Source organism: Nocardia sp. NPDC047038 (assembly GCF_040644075.1).
GTDB classification, from domain to species: Bacteria; Actinomycetota; Actinomycetes; order Mycobacteriales; family Mycobacteriaceae; genus Nocardia; species Nocardia sichangensis.
Window position 1 is genome coordinate 481,094 of sequence record NZ_JBEYVQ010000004.1, and the last position, 15,112, is coordinate 496,205.

At 70.1% G+C, this 15,112-nt stretch carries 12 protein-coding genes; 6 read left to right on the top strand and 6 right to left on the bottom strand.

Annotated elements, in window-relative coordinates; genetic code table 11:
* Positions 1–50 precede the first annotated feature (50 nt).
* The 5 genes from sigJ to ABZ824_RS18835 form a co-directional block, all read right to left on the bottom strand.
* On the bottom strand, positions 51–992 hold the full coding sequence (sigJ, locus tag ABZ824_RS18815) for an RNA polymerase sigma factor SigJ (RefSeq protein ID WP_356964407.1): 942 nt from the start codon (positions 990–992) through the stop codon (positions 51–53).
* A gap of 201 nt (positions 993–1,193) precedes the next feature.
* Positions 1,194–2,348, bottom strand: coding sequence for a formyltransferase family protein (locus ABZ824_RS18820; protein ID WP_356964408.1), 1,155 nt, complete (start codon positions 2,346–2,348; stop codon positions 1,194–1,196).
* A gap of 132 nt (positions 2,349–2,480) precedes the next feature.
* The gene (locus ABZ824_RS18825) at positions 2,481–4,232 is read right to left on the bottom strand and encodes a tetratricopeptide repeat protein (protein WP_356964409.1); all 1,752 of its coding nucleotides are present in this window, start codon (positions 4,230–4,232) and stop codon (positions 2,481–2,483) included.
* 31 nt (positions 4,233–4,263) lie between these two features.
* Positions 4,264–6,078, bottom strand: a complete 1,815-nt coding sequence (locus ABZ824_RS18830) for a hypothetical protein (RefSeq protein WP_356964410.1) — start codon at positions 6,076–6,078, stop codon at positions 4,264–4,266.
* On the bottom strand, positions 6,075–7,373 hold the full coding sequence (locus ABZ824_RS18835) for an extracellular solute-binding protein (RefSeq protein ID WP_356964412.1): 1,299 nt from the start codon (positions 7,371–7,373) through the stop codon (positions 6,075–6,077). The genes ABZ824_RS18830 and ABZ824_RS18835 overlap by 4 nt, the downstream gene beginning before the upstream one ends.
* Before the next feature lie 251 nt (positions 7,374–7,624).
* Here ABZ824_RS18835 and thrS point away from each other — a divergent pair, with 251 nt between their 5' ends.
* The 6 genes from thrS to ABZ824_RS18865 all read left to right on the top strand — a co-directional run bounded on the left by thrS (position 7,625) and on the right by ABZ824_RS18865 (position 14,226).
* Complete coding sequence (gene thrS, locus ABZ824_RS18840) at positions 7,625–8,845, top strand: threonine--tRNA ligase (RefSeq protein ID WP_356964413.1); 1,221 nt, start codon at positions 7,625–7,627, stop codon at positions 8,843–8,845.
* 110 nt (positions 8,846–8,955) lie between these two features.
* Positions 8,956–10,299 (top strand): cytochrome P450, encoded by a 1,344-nt coding sequence (locus tag ABZ824_RS18845; protein WP_356964414.1) that lies wholly within the window; start codon positions 8,956–8,958, stop codon positions 10,297–10,299.
* A complete protein-coding gene (locus ABZ824_RS18850) occupies positions 10,296–11,201 on the top strand; it encodes an alpha/beta hydrolase (RefSeq protein WP_356964415.1) in 906 nt (301 codons plus the stop codon). Before ABZ824_RS18845 ends, ABZ824_RS18850 begins: the two co-directional genes overlap by 4 nt.
* Positions 11,185–12,042 carry an SDR family NAD(P)-dependent oxidoreductase gene (locus tag ABZ824_RS18855; RefSeq protein WP_356964416.1) on the top strand — a complete coding sequence of 286 codons (858 nt, stop codon included), beginning with the start codon at positions 11,185–11,187 and terminating at the stop codon, positions 12,040–12,042. Before ABZ824_RS18850 ends, ABZ824_RS18855 begins: the two co-directional genes overlap by 17 nt.
* Complete coding sequence (locus ABZ824_RS18860) at positions 12,039–13,547, top strand: NAD(P)/FAD-dependent oxidoreductase (RefSeq protein WP_356964417.1); 1,509 nt, start codon at positions 12,039–12,041, stop codon at positions 13,545–13,547. Before ABZ824_RS18855 ends, ABZ824_RS18860 begins: the two co-directional genes overlap by 4 nt.
* A 61-nt stretch (positions 13,548–13,608) precedes the next feature.
* On the top strand, positions 13,609–14,226 hold the full coding sequence (locus ABZ824_RS18865; RefSeq protein ID WP_355074073.1) for a TetR/AcrR family transcriptional regulator: 618 nt from the start codon (positions 13,609–13,611) through the stop codon (positions 14,224–14,226).
* 13 nt (positions 14,227–14,239) lie between these two features.
* On the opposite strand, the gene ABZ824_RS18870 is transcribed toward ABZ824_RS18865, so the two are convergent.
* A complete protein-coding gene (locus tag ABZ824_RS18870) occupies positions 14,240–15,010 on the bottom strand; it encodes a 2-phosphosulfolactate phosphatase (RefSeq protein ID WP_356964418.1) in 771 nt (256 codons plus the stop codon).
* Positions 15,011–15,112: the final 102 nt, after the last annotated feature.

A 15,112-nucleotide genomic window follows, 5' to 3' on the forward strand; every position in this document is an offset into this window, starting at 1 on the left:
TTGAACCGGACAGCGGCACGAATGCTGACAGGAGCAGGATGTGATGTGGGTCACCATAAATCGGGCAGGGGTTCTCCCGGTGCGTAGGTGGCCCACTGGCGATTGGCGAATGCCAGCTTGTCGGGGTTGACGTGGGCGTGCATGGCGGCGATGCCGTCGGCGGTCACCTCCAGCACCACGACGCCGACGATGCGATCCTCGGCCACCAGGATCAGCGCGGGCCTGCCATTGACGATCGCGGCGAAGGGTGTGGGCTTGCCGCCGAGCTTGTCCCACTTGGCACCCGTAGGTTTGATGGCCAGCCGCACGAACATCGCGATGCGCTCGGCGCCGACGAGCGGCCTGTTCAAGGTGGCGAAGAAGGCGCCGCCGTCACCGATGATGGCGGCGTCATCGGTGAGTAACCGCACCAGCTCGTCGGTTCGTCCGCTGACCGCCGCGGCCAGGAATTCCTCCACGATCCGGCGCGCGGCGGCCTCGTCCACCTCGATACGCGCCCGTTCCACGGCCAAGTGCTGTTTGGCGCGGCGATAGACCTGCTGGCAATTGGATTCGGTGATGTCGAGCAGGTCGGCGATCTCGTGGTGCGAGTAGCCGAAGGCCTCGCGCAGTACATACACCACGCGTTCCTTGGCGGTGAGCCGTTCCATGAGCGTGAGCATGGCGATCGACACCGATTCGCGTTGTTCGACGGTGTCGGCCGGGCCCAGCATCGGGGCGCCGGCCAGCAGTGGCTCCGGAAGCCATTGCCCCACATAGGTTTCCCGGCGCGCACGAGCGGAGGTGAGCTGGTTGAGGCAGAGATTGGTGAGCACCTTGGTCAGCCACGCCTCGGGCGTCTCCACGTATTCGCGGTCGGCGGCCTGCCAGCGCAGATACGTCTCCTGCACCGCGTCCTCGGCGTCGCCGGCCGAGCCCAGCAAGCGGTAGGCGATCGCTTCCAGGCGACCCCTGGAGCGTTCGAACAGATCGGCCTCGCGCGTGAGCAACATGTCGGTCATGGTCGGCCATGCGCACCGGTCGTGTCCAGCGGCAGCGGTCCCCAACCAGCTTGCTCGGAGGCGTCGCGCACGTGCCGGCCGCGACCGGGAACTCGCACTCGCCGACAAGCGGCTCATCCTTCAGCACAACGCTCGGGGGCGTATCCGGCTTCGACATGCACAGTGCCGCCGGCACAATATTGTTCGGTCGAGTCACGGTCGCAGGCCAGGACCGGTGGACTGAACGCGTTCGTCCTCGAAGTCCAGCCGGTAGACCGCGGGCATCGGCATGGCGCGGCTGAATGCCCAGTCGACCTCGCCGCGACCGAACGCGATCAGCGCCCGGGAGATGAACGTGCCGTGGCTGCCCACGACGACGGTCCGGCCGCGGTGCCGGTGCGCCAGCGTCGTCAGGATCGCCGCGGCCCGGTCGGACAACTGTCGCAGGCTCTCGCCACCGGGCCTGGCGAGCGACGGCTCGGCCCAGCTTTCACAGTAGTAGCGCGCATAGTCGGGTGTCGCGCCGATCCCGGAATCCCACTCGCGCAGATCGTGGTCGGTCTCGATGGGCAAGCCGGTGCGACGTGCGAGCGGTTGGATGGTTCGGACTGCGCGGAGGTAGGGGCTGGAGAAGATCACGGTGGGCGACAGGGCTGCCAGGTCGGTGACCAGCAGCTCGGCTTGTTGTTCGCCTGCAGCGGTCAGTGACCGCTCGTAGTCGCCCGGCCCACCCGCGCGAGGGGTGAACGGCTCAGCGTGACGGACCAGGACGAGAGTGGAGCGGACCGTGTGCCGGGTAGCGATTCGTCGCACCACATCGGGAAGCAGCGTGTGTTCGGCGTGCAGCACCCGCGCGCCGAGTGTCTCGACGGTGTCACCCGGCTCGACCGGTACCTCTACCTGGGCGATGATCTGCCCGGTGTCGTATTCGTCCGAGACGAGGTGGACGGATACGCCGCTGACGGGATCTCCGGCGTCGAGGACGGCTTGATGCACGTGCCCGCCGTACATACCGGGGCCGCCGTGTCGGGGCAGCAGTGCGGGGTGGACGTTGATGATCCGTCCGGAGAACTCCGCTCTGGTGCGCGGCCCGATCTTCTTCAGGTATCCGGCGGTGACCACCCAGTCGGCCGCGTGCTCGACGAGCGCGGCGCGGATGGCTTCGTCGGGGTCGTCGTGGGTGCGTCCGGACAGGTGGCGGGCGGGAATCGCGTTGTCGCGGGCATAGCGCAGCGCACCGGAGTCGCTGTTGTTGCTGATGACGAGCACGATCCGGAACCGCGCGTCCGCGACGAGGGAAGCTCGGTGCAGCGCACGCAGATTGGATCCGTTATGGGAGGCGATCACCGCGACGCGAAGTTCCGGCACGGCTTCGTAGTCTGGCACAGCGAACGCGCCATGGTCGATGTGCATCGATGCTGGGCGTCGCGGAGGGCGCAGCGGCCGGGCTCGCTTCTCCTGCTGCGGGTTGCGAACTCGAACGGCCGGGTCACAGGCAGGTCAGCGATGGTCTTGCGGCCGGTGGGCGTGATCTTCGAGGGACGCGGGCCACTGATCGATCCGAGCCGGCGGGGTGCGGCGGCGGGATCGGAGGAGGTCGCGGAAGCCGCGATCGGCGCGCAGTTGCGAATGTGCCTGTGCCGCATAGTGTTCGGTGTGGCGGGCGGTGGGATGCCTGCGCCGGGCTTCGGCGAGCCATCCGGTGGCTTGGCGGAGGGCTTCGGTGCGGGTAAGGGGTGGGTCGGTGGGCAGCAACAGGGTGGCGTGGTCGGGGTCGACGACGATCGCGGAGCCGAGGTGTTGCAGGCAGCGGCCGATGCCGAGGTCGTCGTCGAGGACGCGGTAGGCGGTCAGGGCGAGCTGCCAGCAGCGCAGGGCTCGGCGGGGTTCGCCGCGGGCCCACCACATCGTGCCCATGGTCTCGTGGGTCTGCGCGCGTCCGTCGGGATCGAGGCCGGCGCGGGTGAGGGACTCGGCGAGTTCGAGACGATCCTGCGCGGCGTCGAGGCGTCCTTGCCGGATGTGCACGACGGCGAGATTGATCAGGGCGCACACCTCACCGGCGACGTCGTCACGCGGCAGCAGCCACCACGCGGTCTCCAGCTGCTCGGCCACCTTGTCCAGCACCGGCGAGCCGGCGTCCAGCTCCCGCAGCGCCGCCTGATGCTCCCAGCGGGCGGCCAAGCTCGTCGACAATCGCCGCGGCCGGTAGCCGCGCGGCCGCTCGGTGAGCCGTCCCGCCCGCAACAACAGCAGATCGCGGTTCAGCTCGTCGGTTTCGGGCAGCGCGCACAGATCGTCGGCCACTCCGCGCCCGTTCTCCCCCAGGCCGATACGCGCGTACCACACGTCCAACGCGTTGCCGATGTCGACCAGGTGCGCCACGGCCGCCGGGGGGAAATCCACGCCTCGAGCCGGTGGATCCGCTGGATCCGGAGAATCCGGTGGATTCACTCGAGCCGCGCACGCGTCCACCAGGGCGCGCAGGTACGGTTCCTCGGTTTCGAACCAGCGGCGAGCGCCCACCGCGAAGCGCCGTGACTCCAGCGCGATGGCCCAGCGCCCCGCGCGGTCGGCGTAGTGGTGCAGCAGCGCGGTGAGCGCCGCGGCCCACTGCGGTCCGGCGGTGACCGTCGCTCGATCCGGCAGCCTGGGCACTTGTCGCACGCACCACCGCTGGGCACCGTGCCCGGCGAGAATTCCGCGGCGGTGCAGACCGTCCAGCAGTCTCGCCGCCGTGCGGGCCGAGGGTTCCCGTGCCAGCGGCAACCGTCCCGGCGTGTCCCGAATGGCGTTGAGCACCGCCAGCAGCGCGACGGTCTCATAGTCGTGCACCGGCAGGTCCCGCAGTACCGCGGCGATGAGATGCCCGTCGAGCGCCGCGACCGTCCGGCGCGGCGGCGCGGCTTCCCGCGGCCTGCGGTCCGCGAGCGCGGGGCCCGGCTCGATGAGACCGGCGATGAGGTCCATGTCGCGAGCGGTGCGCATCTTGGTGCGATACCCGCGTGCGAACCGGTACAGCGCGTAGGTCGCCGCCGCGGCGATGAACAGCACCGACAACCAGCGCAGCGGCCCGTTGAAGAACTGCACGACGGCGTTCTCGCCGAACGAATTCACCACCAGGGTGCGCACCAGCTCGAACAACACCGTGTAGGCGACCAGCGACGCGGTGCCAAGGAACCCGATCCAGATCGAGGATCTGGGTGTGGCGGTCTGCCCGACCGGTTCGGTGTGCTCGGTCGAGGTGCTCACCCGATTCCTTCCTCGCCGCCGGCGGCTCGCGTCATCGCAGCACTCCGCCGGTCATGCCCGGCACCACCCAGCGCCGCCAGGTCACCAGCAGCAGCGCCACCGGCAGCACGGCCGACACCAGCGATCCCGCGGCCAGTTGCGCGCTGTTCTCGCCGAATTGCCGTGCTTCGCCCCACAGCAGCAGCGACCACGGGCTCGCGCCCGCTCCGCTGACCACGAGGCCGATGAAGAAGTCGTTCCACACCTGCACGAACTCCAGCACCGCCACCGCCCCCAGCGCGGGCCCGGAGGAGGCCAGCACGCGCTGGGCGATGGTCCCCGGACTGGCCAGACCGTGCAGTGCGTCCGCGGCGGTGCTGCCCGGCGGGGCGAGCATCGCGCCGCGCAGCACGAGGATGGCGATCGGCAGTCCGGCAGCGGCATGCACGAGGATCAGCGGGATGCGGGTTCCGGACAGTTCGTAGGTGTCGACGAGACCGTCGATCGGTCCGAGGTAGGTCTGTGCGGGTATCACCGCTAGCACCACCAGCGCTACGACGGCCAGTCGTGCGGCGGTGCCGTTGGGTCGCAGCGCGGCCAGCCGGTAGGCCACCGGCGCGGCGGCGGTGACCACGACCACCGTGACGATCCCCGCGACCCAGGCGGTGGTCTGCAGCGAACGCCACAGTCCGTCGTCGCCTGACACCAGAGCGATGGCCGAGAAGCCGAAGCCGTTGTGCGTACGCAACCCGGTATAGGCGAGCACGCCGATCGGATACAGCACCAGCACCGACACCAGCACGATGCCCGCCGCCCGCACCGGACCGATGCGCCGCCGTCCCGCCACCGAGATCGCGCGCACCGCCGACCAACTCGCGCGGTGATGGCGTACGTCCACTTGCAGCAGCCAGGCGACCGCGCCCACGAGTACAGCCAGCGGCAGCGCGTAGGCCGCCGCCGCGCCGGGTTCGGCGTCGGCGGCCAGCCGCCACCAGTGCACGGTCGCGCTGTCGACCTGGTATTCGAGCGCCCCTGGCACCCCGATCAGCACCACGTCGAACACCCGCGCGGCCGCGACGCCGACGGCCAGTCCGGCGATCAGCAGCACCGGCCGCAGCAACTCGTACAGCCGGACCGCCAGCGGTCTGCCGTCGTCGCGGTAGAGGTACCCGGCGCGCGCCGGATCGGCTTCGATCGCATGGATTCCCGCGCGGAACAGCGCGGTGAGGAAACCCAGCCAGGTCCACAGGAACGCCGACCCGAGCATCGCCGCCAGCCACCACCGGTAGAGCCCGACGTCCTCGATGTCCAGCCACCGCGCGCCGTTGCCGAAGATCACCCGGAACGCCACCCCGGACACGAACGCCGACACCCCGAACGGCACGATCAGCGGCAGCCACAACCAGCGCGCCGCCCGGCCCCACCAGGCGATCGCCAGCGCCACGAGCAGCAGCCCGATCCCGAACGCCACCCACAACAGTGTGCGCAGGTACGCGCCGCGACCGTCGGCGTTCATCGTGCCGCCCAGCAGCCACAGTCCGGCGATCGTGGCACCGATCGACAACGGCCACAGCAGAATCCGGATCCACGGCACACCCCGCCGCCTGCGCAGCGCGGCGGGCAGCAGCGCACCGGTCGCCGCGACCGCGCACGCGAGCACCGACAACGGGCTGGCCCGGGCGGCGATCAGCACGGTCCATCCCGCCGGTAGCACCAGCAGCGCCACCGTCAGCAGCGTCGCTGGCAGCCCGGCCACCCAGCCCAGCCAGCGCCGTGGCCTGCTGCCCGCGACCAGCGGCCCGCGCATGCGGCGGGTGGCCAGCTCGATGCGCAGACCGTTGACGTCGAAATCCGGAGGCATCGTCATCGGCCCCGCCGATCGACGTCGTCCAGCGCGGCGATGGCACGGTCGGTGGCCTCGGTCGTTCGTGCCTGCCCGCCATCGCCGATCGCGATGAGGAACTCCGTCAGCACCCGCCACAATCCTTCCCGTCCGCCCACCGGCCCGATCCGGTCGGACAGATCGAAGGTGCTGCGCGCGGCGAGCTCACCCGCCGAGGGCGCCAGCAGCGGCGAGTAGTCCGCCTCGGTGCGCAGGTTCGGGGCGAGAAAGCCGCCGTAGCGCTCGATCCACGGCAGGGGGGCGCGAGCGGCGGCCAGTTTCTCGACCAGTTCGTCCGCGCGCGGGGTCGCCTGCCGCGTCACCACGATCACGTCACCGCCGACGATCTTCGGCCGCCCCGGCGCGGTGTCCACCGGCGGGAAGGCCACCACCCCGACGGCGTCGTCGATCTCGCGCCCGGACGCGCGGACCGCGCTGCGCACGATCGGTTCGGCGAAGTCCGGCGCCACGACCGCCGCGGCACGGCGATGCTGGAACACCTCTCGGATGGCGTCGGAGAACTGCCTGGTCAGCGCGACGCCGACGCCACCGGGGAACGCGTGCCGCTGTCCCCACAGAATCCCCAGATGACCGAAGGCGGCGCGCACCGCCGGGTTGTCCCATTCCCGTTCCCGGTGGTTCTTGGAGGCCAATTCGTCGTAGATGCGGGGTGATTCGGCGAGCAGGACGTTCTCGAAGAAATCGGTGAGCACCCAGCCGTCGGCGGCGGCCAGCGCCAGCAGGCGGGTCGGCGTCTGCGCGAGCACCTCCATCCGGTCGACCCAGCCGTCGAGCGTCCATGCCGCCGGCTCACCCAAGCCGTGGGTGTCGAACTGTTGGCGGTCGAACCACACCAGCGATTTGTCCGCGGCTTTGAACGGCACACCGTAGAGCCGGCTCTCGTAGCGCAGCAACAGTTGCCAGGGTTGGGCGTAGCGGGTGCCGAGTTCATCGGCCCACACCGTCTCGGCGAGGGGCCGCAGTTTGCCCGCGTCGGCGAGTTCGCGCACCCGCCCGGCTTGCGGAAGCAGCACCATGTCCGGCGCGGAGCGGCCGCCTGCGGTGAACGCGGTGTCGGTGTTGTCGCCGAGGGGGATGACCTCGACCTCGAAGCCGAGGTCCAGCCCGTCCAGGACGGCGTGGAAGGCGGCGAGTTCCTGGCCGCTCCAGGACACGCCGACGCGCACCGCGTCCGAGCTGCCCAGCAGCACCTCCGGCGCGCACGCGGCAGCCAGCGGGAGGACCATTCCCGCTTGCAGCACCGCTCTGCGCGTCCCCATCGACCCCCGATGTCATTGCGTGCCAGTCGAACTCGATTATGCGTCAGAGCCGTCGCGCCGGTGGCCGCTTTGAAAACTCTCGTGCGCGGGCGCGGACGCCTCTGCTAGCGTCACCGGCATGGAGCGCGCAGCTGTGACGACGACGCCGGAATTCGTCCCGGCGCGCTGATCCACGTTCATTCCAGCTCCGGGGCGAGTGCCCCGGGGTTTCGTCTCGTGGTCACTCGCCCTGTGTCGACGAGGAGACCATCATGCCCGACCACCGCGGCCTCGGCCGTGCGCTGAATCTGTTCGACACCGACCCGCTCATCGGCGCGGGACTGCCGTTCTGGCTGCCGGACGGCGCGGCCGTGCGCCACGCCCTCGAGGATTACATCCGCGCCGCCGAGCGCCGCGCGGGCTACCACCACGTGTATTCGCCGGTGCTCGGAAAACGCGAACTCTACGAATTGTCCGGACACTGGGAGCATTACCGCGACGAGATGTTCCCGCCGATGGATCTCGGCGGTGAGCAGGTGGTGCTGCGCCCGAGCCTGTGTCCCCATCACGCGCTGCTGTTCCGCTCCCGTGCGCACAGCTATCGCGAATTACCCCTGCGCATAGCCGAATTGGGTGGTATGTATCGCTCCGAGCCCTCTGGCGTGCTGGGCGGATTGACCCGGGTGCGCGGGATCCAGCTCAACGACGCGCATGTCTTCTGCACCCTCGATCAAGCCGCCGACGAGGTCGCCGCAGCGCTGGCGATGATCGCCGACGCCTATGCCGCACTGGACATCCGCGCCGCCCGCTACCGGTTGTCGCTGCCCGGTCCCGGCGGGAAATACGTTGCCGCTCCGGACTTGTGGGAGCGGTCGATCGCCGTGCTCACCGCCGCCTTGGACGAGCGCGGCCTGCGTTACGACGCGGTGGACGGCGAAGCCGCGTTCTACGGCCCGAAGATCGACGTGCAGGTGCGCGACAGCGCGGGACGGGAGGCCACCCTGTCCACCGTGCAGGTCGATTTCCATCAACCGGAGCGGTTCGATCTGCGCTACACCGGCGCCGACGGCGTCGCGCACCGTCCGGTCATGGTGCACCGCAGCATCATCGGCAGCATCGAACGGGCCGTGGCCCATCTGATCGAATGCCACGGCGGCCGGTTCCCGGCCTGGCTGGCGCCGACCCAGGTGGTCGTGCTGCCGGTGACCGAGGCCCAGCACTGCGCGGCCGCCCGATTCGAACGCCGTTGCCGCGAGAGCGGGCTGCGGGTGGCGGTCGCGCCGCCGGATCGCGGCAGCCTCGCCGCTCGCATCCGCGAGCACCGGCTCGCGCCGTATCAGGCGATCATCGGCGCGGAGGAACTCACCGCCGACCGTGTGGCGTTGCGGCTGCGTGACGGCCGCCGCCTCGACCCGTTGCCCGCCGCCGAAGCGCTCGACCGCATCGCCGCTCTGCTCGCCGCCCACAGCGCGGTGTTGTGGGACGACTGCTGACGGGATCGCGGCGGCAGCCCGGGTCGGCATGATGTGAGCCTTGCCACAACATGGTACGTGCGCGTACCGTACGGGTGGTACATCGAAGTACCACACGAGGAGGTGGGCGTATGCCCGCTGTGCGACTTCCCGACGGGCCATCCACCCCGCCGATCGTGCAGAACCTGCAGATCCTGACGGGGCGCACCCGGACCTGGCGGCGCATGCACGACCGTTACGGATCGGCCTTCACCATCCAGATGCCCCGATTCGGGCGGTCCGTCGTACTCGCCGACCCCGCCGAGATCAAAGCCCTGTTCACCGCGAGCGCCGACCTCGTCGACAACATCGACATCAACCTCGGTCAATTCCTCGGTCCCGGTTCGCTGTTCGCGCTCAGCGGGAACGAACACCGCAAGCAGCGCAAACTGCTCACCCCACCCTTCCACGGCCGCAGGCTGACAGTGTACGAATCGCTCATCGAAGAGGAAGCCGTCCACGAGATGGCGTCGTGGCCCTCGGGCCGCGAGTTCGCGACGATGGACTCGATGATGCGGATCACGCTGAACGTGATCCTGCGCGCGGTCTTCGGCGCCGAAGGCGCGGATTTCGAAGAACTGCGCCGACTGCTGCCCAGACTCGTCCTGATCGGCTCCGCTCTCGCCGCGATCCCGGTTCCCCAGCGGGCGCTGGGCCGGTTCGGCCCCTGGGCCCGCTTCGCGGCCTACCGCCGCCGCTACGACGAGATCGTCGGACAACTCATCGACCGCGCCGCGAGCGACCGGATCGAGGAGCGCGACGACGTGCTCGCGATGATGCTGCAAGCACGCTACGACGACGGCTCGGCCATGTCACACAGTGAGATCGCCGACGAATTGCTGACCCTGCTCACCGCCGGACACGAGACGACGGCGACGACGCTGTCGTGGACGATCGAGCGGCTGCGCAGGCACCCGGATATCCTGCGCCGCTTGGTCGCCGAAGCCGATGCAGGCGGATCACAACTGCGCGAGGCGACGCTGCTGGAGGTGCAGCGCGTGCGGCCGGTCATCGACGCGACGTTCCGGCAGGTCCGGGCCGAAACCCTGCAGCTGGGCCGGTGGACCCTGCCCAAGGGCCAGAAGGTCGTGGCCAACATCCGGTTGATGCACGACAACGAGGAACTCTTCCCGAACGCCCGCGCCTTCGACCCCGACCGGTTCGTCGGCGTCCGTCCTGGCACATTCAGCTGGATCCCGTTCGGCGGCGGCAGCCGCCGCTGCATCGGCGCCGCGTTCGCCACCATGGAGATGAACGTCGTGCTGCGCACGCTGCTGCGCGATTTCACGCTCGAACCCACCGATGCCCGCGACGAGCGCACGCACTTCCGCGGCGTCGCGCTCGTCCCGGCCGAGAAGGGCCGCGCCGTGGTGCACCGTCGCACACCGCCGTCCAGTGGGCGAGCGCTCGACCGCGCCGCCGAGGCGGCGGTATGAGCGAGCAGTTCGCCGAAGTCGGCGGCGGCGTCACCCTCGCCTACCAGCAGCACGGCGTGGGCGGTGTCCCACTGCTGTTGATCGCCGGATTGGGTCAACAGTTACACGAGTGGCCCGACGGGTTGTGCGAGCTCTTGGTGGCGCGTGGCTGCCAGGTCGTCCGTTTCGACAATCGGGACGTCGGCCGCTCGACGCATGCGAATTTCCCGCCACCGGCGCCGGTGCAGATGCTGCGGCGGCGCTGGCATCGCGAGCAGTACACGCTGGCCGATCTGGCCGCCGACACCGTCGGATTGCTCGACGCGCTCGAGCTGCCCTCCGCGCATCTGGTCGGCATGTCGATGGGCGGAATGATCGCCCAGACCGTCGCCGCCCACCATCCCGCCCGGGTCGCATCCCTGACCTCGATCATGTCCACCACCGGCGCCGCGCGGGTCGGCCGCCCGGCCTGGTCGACCTGGCGGTTGATGTTCGCCCGACCGGCACGCACCCGCGACGAGCACATCGATCGCACCGTGCGCATGTACCGGCACATCCGCTCGGCCGGATACCCCTTCGACGAGTCCGCCGTGCGCGCGCGAGCCGCCCGCACCTGGGATCGCGACCCCAGGCCCGCAGCGGGCGTCGGCCGGCAATTGGCGGGCATCGTGAAATCCGGTGACCGGACCCGCGAACTGCGCGCGGTCACCGCCCCGACCTTGGTGCTGCACGGCGACCGTGACCGGATGGTCGCCCCGACCGGCGCCCACGCCACCGCTCGCGCGATCGCGCACGCGCGCCTGCACACCCTCGCGGGTATGGGCCACGACCTGCCCGCCGCGGTGTGGCCGACACTCGCCGACCTCATCCACGAACACATCCGCACGTCCGAAAGCAGGAGCATCGATGCCCCGCATCCGTAGGCCGTTATCCGGCCGCCCGGTCATGATCACCGGCGCGGCCTCCGGGATCGGGCGCAGCCTCGCCCAGTTGCTTTCCCGCACCGGCTCTCCCGTCGCGATCGCCGATATCGACCAGGCCGGGCTGAAGGAGACGGCGGCGTCGCTGACCGGGCCGGTGCTGACCCGCGTCCTGGACGTGCGCGACGCCGCCGATCAGCTCGCCTTCGCCGACGAAGTCCGCGACTGGCTGTCCGCGCCGCTGGCCGCGGTGTTCAACAACGCCGGTGTCGCGGTCTCCTCCTCGGTGCTCGACGCCGTCGCCGAAGACGACGAATGGCTGCGGCGCATCAACTTCGACGGAGTCGTCAACGGCACCCGCGCCTTCCTGCCCATTCTCGTCGAGCAGGACCACGGCGTGATCGTCAACACCTCCAGTGTGTTCGGGCTGCTGGGCATGCCCAACCAGAGCGCCTACTGCGCGGCCAAATTCGCCGTCCGCGGATTCACCGACGCCCTGCGCCAGGAACTGCGCGGCACCGGTGTATCCGCGGTGAACGTCCACCCTGGCGGCATCAGCACCAACATCGCCCGCAACGCCCGCGTCCGCAAGGACCCCGAGGGCCGGGGCCGGACGCACGAGCAGATGGCGGCGGAATTCGAGACCATAGCACTGACCACGCCGCAGAAGGCGGCCGAAATCATCCGCCGCGGAGTGGAACACGGCAAGTCCCGCATCCTCGTCGGCCCCGACGCCTACCTGTTCGACGCCCTGGCACGGGTGACACCCACCCACTACTACGGTGTGGTCGCGCTGCTGGAGCGCAGCCTGCGCACCCGGGAACCGAAAGGAGCACGGGCATGAGCGAACACCTCGACGTCCTCATCATCGGAGCGGGCCTGTCCGGCATCGGCGCGGCCCACCACCTGCAGGCCGCCTTCCCGCACCGCACCTACGCGATCCTCGAAGCACGCGACACTCTCGGCGGTACCTGGGACCTGTTCCGCTACCCCGGAGTGCGTTCGGACTCCGACATGCACACCCTCGGATATCGATTCCGCCCGTGGACGCAAGCCGAAGCCATCGCCGACGGTCCCGCGATCCTGCGCTACATCCGCGAAACGGCCGCCGACGCCGGCATCGACCGGTTCATCCGGTACGGGCACCGGGTGACCGACGCATCCTGGTCCAGCGCCGAGTCACGCTGGAAGGTGTCGGCCGAACACGACGGCGGCACCCGCGAATTCACCTGCGACTTCCTGCTCGTGTGCAGCGGTTACTACCACTACGACGAGGGCTACACCCCGCAGTTCGCCGGCATCGGCGACTTCCGCGGACAGCTGGTGCATCCGCAGCACTGGCCCACCGACCTCGATCACGCGGGCAAGCGGGTGGTCGTCATCGGCAGCGGCGCCACCGCGGTCACCCTGGTACCCGCGCTGACCGACACCGCCGCGCACGTGACGATGCTGCAACGCTCCCCGACCTACATCCTGCCCGTGCCCGCCCGCGACGCCCTGGCCAACCGGCTACGCGCACTACTGGGACCGAAACGGGCCTACACCGTGGTCAGATGGAAGAACGTGCTGGTCAGCACACTGATCTACCAGCTGAGCCGACGGCGGCCCCGGCAGATGCGCAGATTCATCCGCAACCTGACCGTCAAGCAACTGCCCGCAGGCTACGACGTCGACACCCATTTCAAACCCGTCTACCAGCCGTGGGATCAGCGGCTGTGCCTGGTGCCGGACGGCGACCTGTTCCGCGCCATCCGCGACGGCCGCGCCACGGTGGTCACCGATCGCATCGACCGGTTCACCGCGACCGGGCTGCGCCTGGCATCCGGCCGCGAACTCGACGCCGATGTGGTGGTGACCGCGACCGGGCTGCGACTGCTCGCGCTCGGCGGCCTGCGCCTCACGGTGGACGGGCACGAGGTCGCACTGCAACACACCATGGCCTACAAGGGCATGATGCTCAGCGGAGTGCCGAATTTCGCGTTCACCATCGGCTACACCAACGCGTCCTGGACGCTGAAAGCCGATCTGGTCAGCGAATTCGTCTGCCGACTGCTGCGGCATATGGACGCAGGCGGCTACCGGCAGACCACCCCGTGGCCCGACCCCGCCGTGACACCCACACCGCTGCTGGACTTCCAGGCCGGTTACGTATTGCGCGACATCGACCGATTCCCCAAAGCGGGTTCGCGGGCTCCGTGGCGGCTGGGCATGAGCTACGCCCACGACGTGCTCACCCTCCGCTACGGCCGCATCGATGACGGCACCATCCGCTTCACCCGCGGCGGCTCGCCCTCCGACGACGACCAGGCGGTGGCAGCGGCACACGATTCCGGGCAATCCACGGCCTGACATCCGGCCGCGGACTCGGGCCGGACGCGACGAACCGAAAGGAGTAACTAACCTGATTCTCGTGACCCGCGCCGCGCCCGTACCCCGCACCTCCGCCGACAACGGCACGGATTCGGGGTTCCGCCGCCGCCTGCTCGACGCCATGGCCGCCGCCGTGCGCGAACGCGGCTACCAGGACTCGACCGTCGCCGACGTGGTTCGTTATGCCCGCACCTCGCGCCGCACCTTCTACGAGCACTTCACCAGCAAACAGGACTGCTTCATCGCCCTGCTGAGCGAGCACCACAAGGACATGATCCAGCGGATCGATGCCGCGGTCGACCCGCACATGGCTTGGCGCACCCAGGTGCGCCAAGCCATCGAAGCGTGGATACGCACCGCCCAGCAAGAGCCATCCCTCACTCTGAGCTGGATCCGTGTCGTTCCCGCCCTCGGTGACGACACGCGGCAGTTGCAGCGCGAGGTCGGCGAGTCGTTCGTGGCGCTCATCCAGAAGCTCGCCGACACACCCGAATTCGCGGCCGCCGGACTACGTCCGCCGTCGCGCCAAGTGGCGACCATCCTCTTCGGCGGCTTCCGCGAACTCATCGCCACCACCGTGGAAGACGGCGACGACATCGCGGACATCATCGACGTGGCAGTCGAATCCGCGATCGGGCTGATCGGCCCCCACCGCTAGCGCCCGGCCGCGCTCACCGCGCGGCGTCGACGAACGCCCCATCGGTCAGCACCGGCACCACCCCGCTGCTGTCGAGTTCGGTGGCCGCCGCGACATCCTGCGCGAACCCGCCCTCGGCGAGTTCGCGGCCGGAGGCGCAGTCCCGGATCAGCGCCGCCACATCGGCGATCCCGCCGTACGCCACCGCGGCGGCGTGCGCTTCCGGAGACAGCGGCCCGGCTGCGCTGCGCGCGAGTGCCGCGGCGACCGCCCCCGCACCGAGCCAGTCCTCCACCGCTGGCCGCAGCCCGTCGCGGCCGGGCCAATGCTCACCTGCCGCGATCACGGCGACCGGCTGGCGCGCGCTTCCCCATCCCCGCCCGGCGATCCAGCGAGCGACCGCGCTCGCGTTGCGCAGGCACGCCGCGACCACCGGCACACCGCTGACGGCCGCGGAGATGGCCGAACCATTGGGCGAGGGCAGCACGAGCCGCTCGGCGACCGGCGCGCGCCGCAACGCCGCCGGAGACAGCGACCACGGCTGCCGCTCCGATACCGCCCGCCGCCCGACCGCCAGCTCCGCGCCGTGCCGCGCGGCGAACTCCGCGGCACCGCCGTCCCGCCACGGATAGGGCAGCACTCGGGTCCCGGCTTCGACAGCGACCGACACCGACGTCGTGAACGACAGGACGTCGACCACCACCACACACGCGCTCCCCGGCCCCAGCGCCAGCGCACCGGTCAGCCCCCACTCCAGCCGCACCCCCCACGGCCGCTGCCGCGCCCACTCCGCGATCTCCGCCACGAACTCCCCTCCCGATCGACACTGCCGAGGTCTGCCACGAATGAGGCTGTCCCCCGCTGGACCTGGGCGAACGCGTACTCGCCCCACATGAACGGGTCACCG

Bases quoted from the DNA above. Each gene is read 5' to 3' on its own strand.
- ABZ824_RS18855 (WP_356964416.1), top strand. From the start codon at position 11,185: ATGCCCCGCATCCGTAGGCCGTTATCCGGCCGCCCGGTCATGATCACC.
- ABZ824_RS18850 (WP_356964415.1), top strand. From the start codon at position 10,296: ATGAGCGAGCAGTTCGCCGAAGTCGGCGGCGGCGTCACCCTCGCCTAC.
- ABZ824_RS18835 (WP_356964412.1), bottom strand. From the start codon at position 7,373: ATGGGGACGCGCAGAGCGGTGCTGCAAGCGGGAATGGTCCTCCCGCTG.
- thrS (WP_356964413.1), top strand. From the start codon at position 7,625: ATGCCCGACCACCGCGGCCTCGGCCGTGCGCTGAATCTGTTCGACACC.
- sigJ (WP_356964407.1), bottom strand. From the start codon at position 992: ATGTTGCTCACGCGCGAGGCCGATCTGTTCGAACGCTCCAGGGGTCGC.
- ABZ824_RS18860 (WP_356964417.1), top strand. From the start codon at position 12,039: ATGAGCGAACACCTCGACGTCCTCATCATCGGAGCGGGCCTGTCCGGC.
- ABZ824_RS18845 (WP_356964414.1), top strand. From the start codon at position 8,956: ATGCCCGCTGTGCGACTTCCCGACGGGCCATCCACCCCGCCGATCGTG.
- ABZ824_RS18830 (WP_356964410.1), bottom strand. From the start codon at position 6,078: ATGACGATGCCTCCGGATTTCGACGTCAACGGTCTGCGCATCGAGCTG.